Origin of the sequence: Thiohalocapsa sp., from assembly GCF_019695415.1 — a bacterium.
In the GTDB taxonomy this organism is placed as follows: Bacteria; Pseudomonadota; Gammaproteobacteria; order Chromatiales; family Chromatiaceae; genus Thiohalocapsa.
In genome coordinates, this window is the sequence record NZ_JAIFKJ010000511.1 from 1 (window position 1) to 5,187 (window position 5,187).

The window sequence follows — 5,187 nt, forward strand, 5'->3', positions numbered from 1 at the left end:
GTGCCGGACTGAAGGGCTGGAGCGGGTGAACGCGAGTGATGGCCTCGCTGAGTGAGCCGCCGTCTCGGCCGTTGGCGAAGTATTGGTCCACATGGTCCAGCAGCTCCCGCAGCAGCACGGAAGGCTGCCGCGGCTGGTTGCTGCGAATGTCACGGCCGACGCAGCTGAGATAAAGCCGACGGCGGGCGCCGAGCAGGGTCTCCAGGAACAGGTAGCGGTCCTCGTCCGCCTTGCGCGGGTCGCCCGGGCGCCAGGCGCGGCGCATGGGGTCGAATTCCACCGGGCGGTCCCGGCGCGGGAAGGCGTCGTCGTTCAGGCCCAGCACGCAGATGACCTGGAACGGCAGGCTGCGCAGCGGGCGCATGCCGCAGAAGGTGACGCCGCCAGAGAACCATCGGCCGCCGCGGCGCTCGGTGCCGGTGCCGCCCACACGCTCGGTGAGCCAGGTGCGTACCAGGGCCGGGCTCAGGCGCTCGTCGATGTCGGCGGCCTGCTCGGCGAGCTCGGCGACGGCGTCGCGGATGCGCTGGAGCCGACCATCCGGATCGTCCCGCGCGCCGAAAAAGTCCATGATCAGCCGGCCCAGCTCGCGCTGCCAATCCGCAGCGGTGCGGGGCTCAGCAAGGCGCCGGGCCGCATCGCGCAGGTAGTCGAAGAGCCGCCAGAAATGGCCGAGCGCCTCGGCACCGGCCCCTTCCACGCCGGCCACCGGTGCGATGCCGGCAAAGCTCGCGTCGTCCATTGGCCCAGCGAGCGCATAACCGGCGAAGAGCCGCGCCTCGGTCTGGGCCCAGGTGTTCTGCTCGGTCTGCGGCAGTTGGAGCCTGGTCTGGTGGGCGCCGTCCAGGCCCCAGCGCAGGTTGGACGCGGCGAGCCAGTCGCGCACCCGGGTCACGGCATCGTCGTCCAGGCCGAAGTGGGCTGCCAGCTCCGGGACGTCCAGATAGGACAGCACCTCGGACTGGGTGAAGCGGCTCTCCGGCAACGCCAGCAGTCGCAGGAAGACACGCACCAGCGGATGCTCGTCGGCGACGGCGATGTCCGAGAGGTTCCAAGGGATGTAGGGGAGAACGTCGGCGGCTTCGGCCCCATGCTTGGGAGTGCCCGCTGCAAGGTCTGCACGATGCCGGTCGAAGACAGCGGCGACATCCGGTGCATAGCGGGCGATGTCCGGCACCATCACCAGGACATCTTCCGGGCGCAGGTCCGGCTCGGCCTCGAACAGCGCAAGCAGGCTGTCATGCAGCACCTGGCACTCCCGCGCCGGGCTGTGGCAGAGATGGACCTGTACCGAGTCGTCTGGGGTCACGGGCGTGCACTCGTCCGGCACCGGTGTCAGCTCGAAGAGATCCCGCTGCAGCCGCCCCAGCAGGGTATCCGGCCAGTCGGTGACATAGGCGTCACGGTCTGCGAGCGGCGCTTCCTCCTGCAACAGCAGATCATGCAGCGCCTGGCCCTGGCGGCCCCAGGAGCCGAGGAGCGGGTTGCGCGCTTCCCAGAGCTCCGCATATTCCGGCTCGCGCAGGCGCTTGCGGGCGAGGGTCTTCTGCGAGACCAGATCGGACCAGAACTCCCCGGTCGGCGTGTGCAGGTAGAGATCGACATCGATATGGCGCGATAGGCCCTCGAACACCTGCACCAGCACCGGCGGCAGGCTTGAGACCGCGAACACCGCCACACGCTCCGGCAAGGTACCGGGTACCTGCGGCTGCGCGAGCGCCTCCAGCAGCCGGTCCAGCACGGCCACCCGCTGCTGGTGCTCACGGCCCGCCACCAGCCGTCGCCAGAGCGGCCCCAGCCAGGGCTCAGTGACGACCGTCTCGGACTCTTCCCCCTCGCGGTTGTCAGTCCAGGCCCGAACCAGCGCCGGGCGGTAGAGCTGGCAGCGGTCGAAGACATCGGCGATGCGCGCCGCAAGCTGCCAGCGCTTACGGCCGTCAGTGTCGCCGTGCAAATAGCGTCGCAGGGGCACGAATGCAGGCTCGGGTAAAAGCACCGGCAGCTCGGCGAACACCTGCCAGGCCATGGCGTCAAGCGCCAGAGGGTCGGCGTCGGGCAGGTCATCCAGCAGACCGCGAGCCAGGCGCCAGACGAAGGTCGCCGGCAGCGGGTAGTCCAGATTCGCTGCGACGCCGCACACCTCGGCGAGCCTGAGATTGACCCAGCGAGCCATGGCTGGACTCGCGGCCACCACCGTTGCCGGCGTGAATAGGGACGCAGGCGGCCACGTCACCAGCTGCCGGGCCAGCTCGGCAACCAGTTGTTCGACGCGATTGGAGCGGATGACGGTGAGCATGGGGGCGCGACAGCGCGGGTGGTGCCTGATCCTTCGACTGGCGGGAAGTCTAGCGCGGCTGGTGGCTCAGCAGCCGAGCCTGTGGGCCGACCCAGTCCATCTCAGGGAGGGAAGAGCAATGAAGGCAAACGGCGCCAACAGGTGAGCCATACTCTGGATAGCGGGATGGGTTCCGCTGGCATGAGCCCATTTTCTCCCCAGCAGCCAGGATTAAGGATGCACGTTCGGGCCCGTGTCCGGCCCGCGCCTTGCTGCTGGCAGCTAGGAGGCGCAGATTCGTATGGCACTCCGCCCGGCGCTCACAGCTTGGTTCGAGGTGGTCGTTCCCGAGGCGGACGCGGGCGATGCGATCCGGGGCCTCGCCGATCTGCGCACCGTGCAGTTCGAGTGGACCGGGACCTCCGGCATCGCGCCCGGCCTGGGCGAGCTGACCACCCTCATCCACCGTTACCGGGCACTGACGGCAAGCTACGGGCATCTCTGGCCGCGCCCGGCCTATCAGGGGCGCTGCTGCACACTGCCGGTTCAGCTGTCCGCACGCGCAGCCTTGGGGCGAATCGATGCCTGGGTGCAGGCGGTCCAAGACCGGGTCGAGCGTATCGCAGTGCTCCGCGATCGGCACCGGCTCTTGCTGCGCTGGCACGACTTGCTGCCGGCGCTGGCCGAGCAAGCACCGGCGCTGGACCTAGGCGCATTGGCCGCCGTCGGCCCGCCTTTGTCCGCATACTGCCTGGTGCTGCCGGAAGCAGCGGCCGAGGCCGCTGGGCGGGCCGGAGTCCCCCCTCCGCAGAGAGGGGCGGGACTGCGGCGGTCATTCCGCCCCGGCACCCCCGGCGCCTGGCTTTGGCTCGGAGCAGTCGACGACGTCAAAGCGTCAGGGGCTTGGGCAAGCGCCCTTGGCGGCTAATGCCTGCCGGTGCTCGACTGGCGAGGCGGCCCGGCCGCGGCTGCCGCCGAGGTGCTGCCCCAAGTTGCGGAAATCGCGCAGGAGTTACAGGCATTGGAGCTGGAGTTGCGCGAGGGTGCCCGGCGGCACGGGCTTCACCACGCTGCCGGCACGATGGAGCGCATCGACTGGTTACGGCAGACCGCCCAGAACATCCGCTGCGACGGACGCTATTGCTGGATCACCGGCTGGACCAGCGAGCCCAACGTGGCGAGCCTGGAGCACGCCCTCGCGGCAGCCGGCGTCCGCGGCCGTGCCACCCTGCCTGAGCCGCCAACGGACGTCGCCCCGCCGTCGGTTCTGCGCCCCGGCTTCGGGCAACGGCCATTCGAGGTCTTCGCGCAGTCCGTCGGTGCCCCCGGCCCCGGAGAGGCGGACCCCACCACCTGGGTCGCGCTGCTGGTGCCGCTGCTGTTCGGATACATGTGCGGTGACGTCGGTCATGGCGCCGTCATCGCCATTGCCGGCCTGCTGGTGCGCCGGCTGACACCGGCATGGCCACTGCTCGTGGTGTGCGGCATCGCGGCCACCGGCTTCGGTCTGGCTTACGGCGACGTCTTTGGCTACGAGCACCTCATTGACCCGCTCTGGGTGCGGCCGCTGGATGCGCCGCTGATGATCCTCGCGGTACCTGTGGGCTTCGGCGCCTTGGTGCTGACCCTGGGTCTGCTGCTGCATACGGTCCAGTCCTGCTGGCGCGGCCAAGGCCGCTCGGAGGGCGTGGCCGATGCTGCACAGCTGCTGGTCTACTGGAGCCTGCTGGCGGCCCTGGTCTGGCCCGTTGCACTATGGGGCGCAGCCGTTGGCCTACTGCTGTGTGTCGGCAACCGACTCTGGACGAAGCGCGATCCGGTGGCCGTCATCGCCGGCGTCGGCCACCTCGCGGAGTCCACGTTCTCGCTGCTGCTGAACACCGTGTCCTTTGCCCGGGTCGGCGCCTTCGCGCTGGCCCACGCAGCGCTGGAGCTCGTGGTCATCACCATCGCCGAGGGTATGCCGGGCATCCTGAGCGCTGCGCTCGTTCTGATCCTCGGCAATGTGATCGTCATCGCTCTGGAAGGGCTGCTGGTGAGCATCCAGACGAGCCGGCTCGTCTTGTTCGAGTTCTTCCTGCGCTTCTTCGAGGGTACCGGACGGCGCTTCGAGCCGGCACCCGCGCCGCCCGCAACGGGCATGGATTACTGGGCGCGAGGCAAAGGCTGAGTAGGGTGTGAGGGTCTACACTGTGATTGGGATCATCATGATGGGAGGTGCACCATGCGAACGCTGAAGCGCATCTTGATCTCGGCGGGCATCATCGCGTTGCTGAGCATGATTCCAGCGCAGATTGCCGGCGCCTACTGGCTGCCGGGCCACCATGCGTGGCAGCAGGCGTATGTTTACGACCCCGCCTATCGCTGGGCAACGCCCCGGCACCGCCAGTTCATCCGCGATCTCTATCGTTACGGACCGGACTATGCCCAATGGCGGCTTTACCGTCGGCATGGGTGGTAGTGAGAGACGCCGCCCGACACGGCCATGATCGAGATCAGACGTCAGCAGACGGGTGAGGTGCTGCGCACCGTCGAGGCGGACAGCCTCGTCGGTGCCGACCTGCGTGACGACGTCCTCGATGGCGCGGATCTGCGCGGCGCAGACCTCAGCGGCGCTTGGCTGCACGAGACCGACCTCGTTGGAGCCGACCTGCGCGGCGCCCGGCTCACGAGCGCCATCATGTTCCGCACGCAGCTCGACGGGGCCAATCTGAACGGCGCCCTGCTCGACCAGGCCAAGCTGAGTGACGGCTCTCCCGGCAGCGGCCCGGTCCTCACCACCACCCACCCTCGCGGCGCCCGCCTGCTGGCCTGCGATCTCCCCCACGTGGACCCGCCCCTACCGGACCTTACCGGACCCCTCATCCGCGGCCCCGCACCCCCCGATCCCCGCCCCCCACATTCCCCCACCC

At 69.2% G+C, this 5,187-nt stretch carries 5 protein-coding genes; 4 read left to right on the forward strand and 1 reads right to left on the reverse strand.

Features of this window, described 5'->3' with window-relative positions; genetic code table 11:
• Positions 1-2,296 (reverse strand): exodeoxyribonuclease V subunit gamma (gene recC / locus I6U14_RS14225; protein WP_296900173.1); only part of this gene is annotated, 2,296 nt, incomplete at its 3' end.
• 280 nt (positions 2,297-2,576) lie between these two features.
• Here recC and I6U14_RS14230 point away from each other — a divergent pair.
• The 4 genes from I6U14_RS14230 to I6U14_RS14245 form a co-directional block, all read left to right on the forward strand.
• Complete coding sequence (locus I6U14_RS14230) at positions 2,577-3,203, forward strand: hypothetical protein (protein ID WP_296900174.1); 627 nt, start codon at positions 2,577-2,579, stop codon at positions 3,201-3,203.
• A 9-nt stretch (positions 3,204-3,212) separates the two neighbouring features.
• Positions 3,213-4,445, forward strand: a complete 1,233-nt coding sequence (locus I6U14_RS14235; RefSeq protein WP_296900175.1) for a hypothetical protein — start codon at positions 3,213-3,215, stop codon at positions 4,443-4,445.
• Positions 4,446-4,499: 54 nt separating this feature from the next.
• A complete protein-coding gene (locus tag I6U14_RS14240; protein WP_296900176.1) occupies positions 4,500-4,736 on the forward strand; it encodes a hypothetical protein in 237 nt (78 codons plus the stop codon).
• 24 nt (positions 4,737-4,760) lie between these two features.
• Positions 4,761-5,187 (forward strand): pentapeptide repeat-containing protein (locus I6U14_RS14245; RefSeq protein WP_296900177.1); only part of this gene is annotated, 427 nt, incomplete at its 3' end.

Coding starts and splice junctions, on each gene's coding strand:
- I6U14_RS14230 (WP_296900174.1), top strand. CDS start 2,577: ATGGCACTCCGCCCGGCGCTCACAGCTTGGTTCGAGGTGGTCGTTCCC.
- I6U14_RS14240 (WP_296900176.1), top strand. CDS start 4,500: ATGCGAACGCTGAAGCGCATCTTGATCTCGGCGGGCATCATCGCGTTG.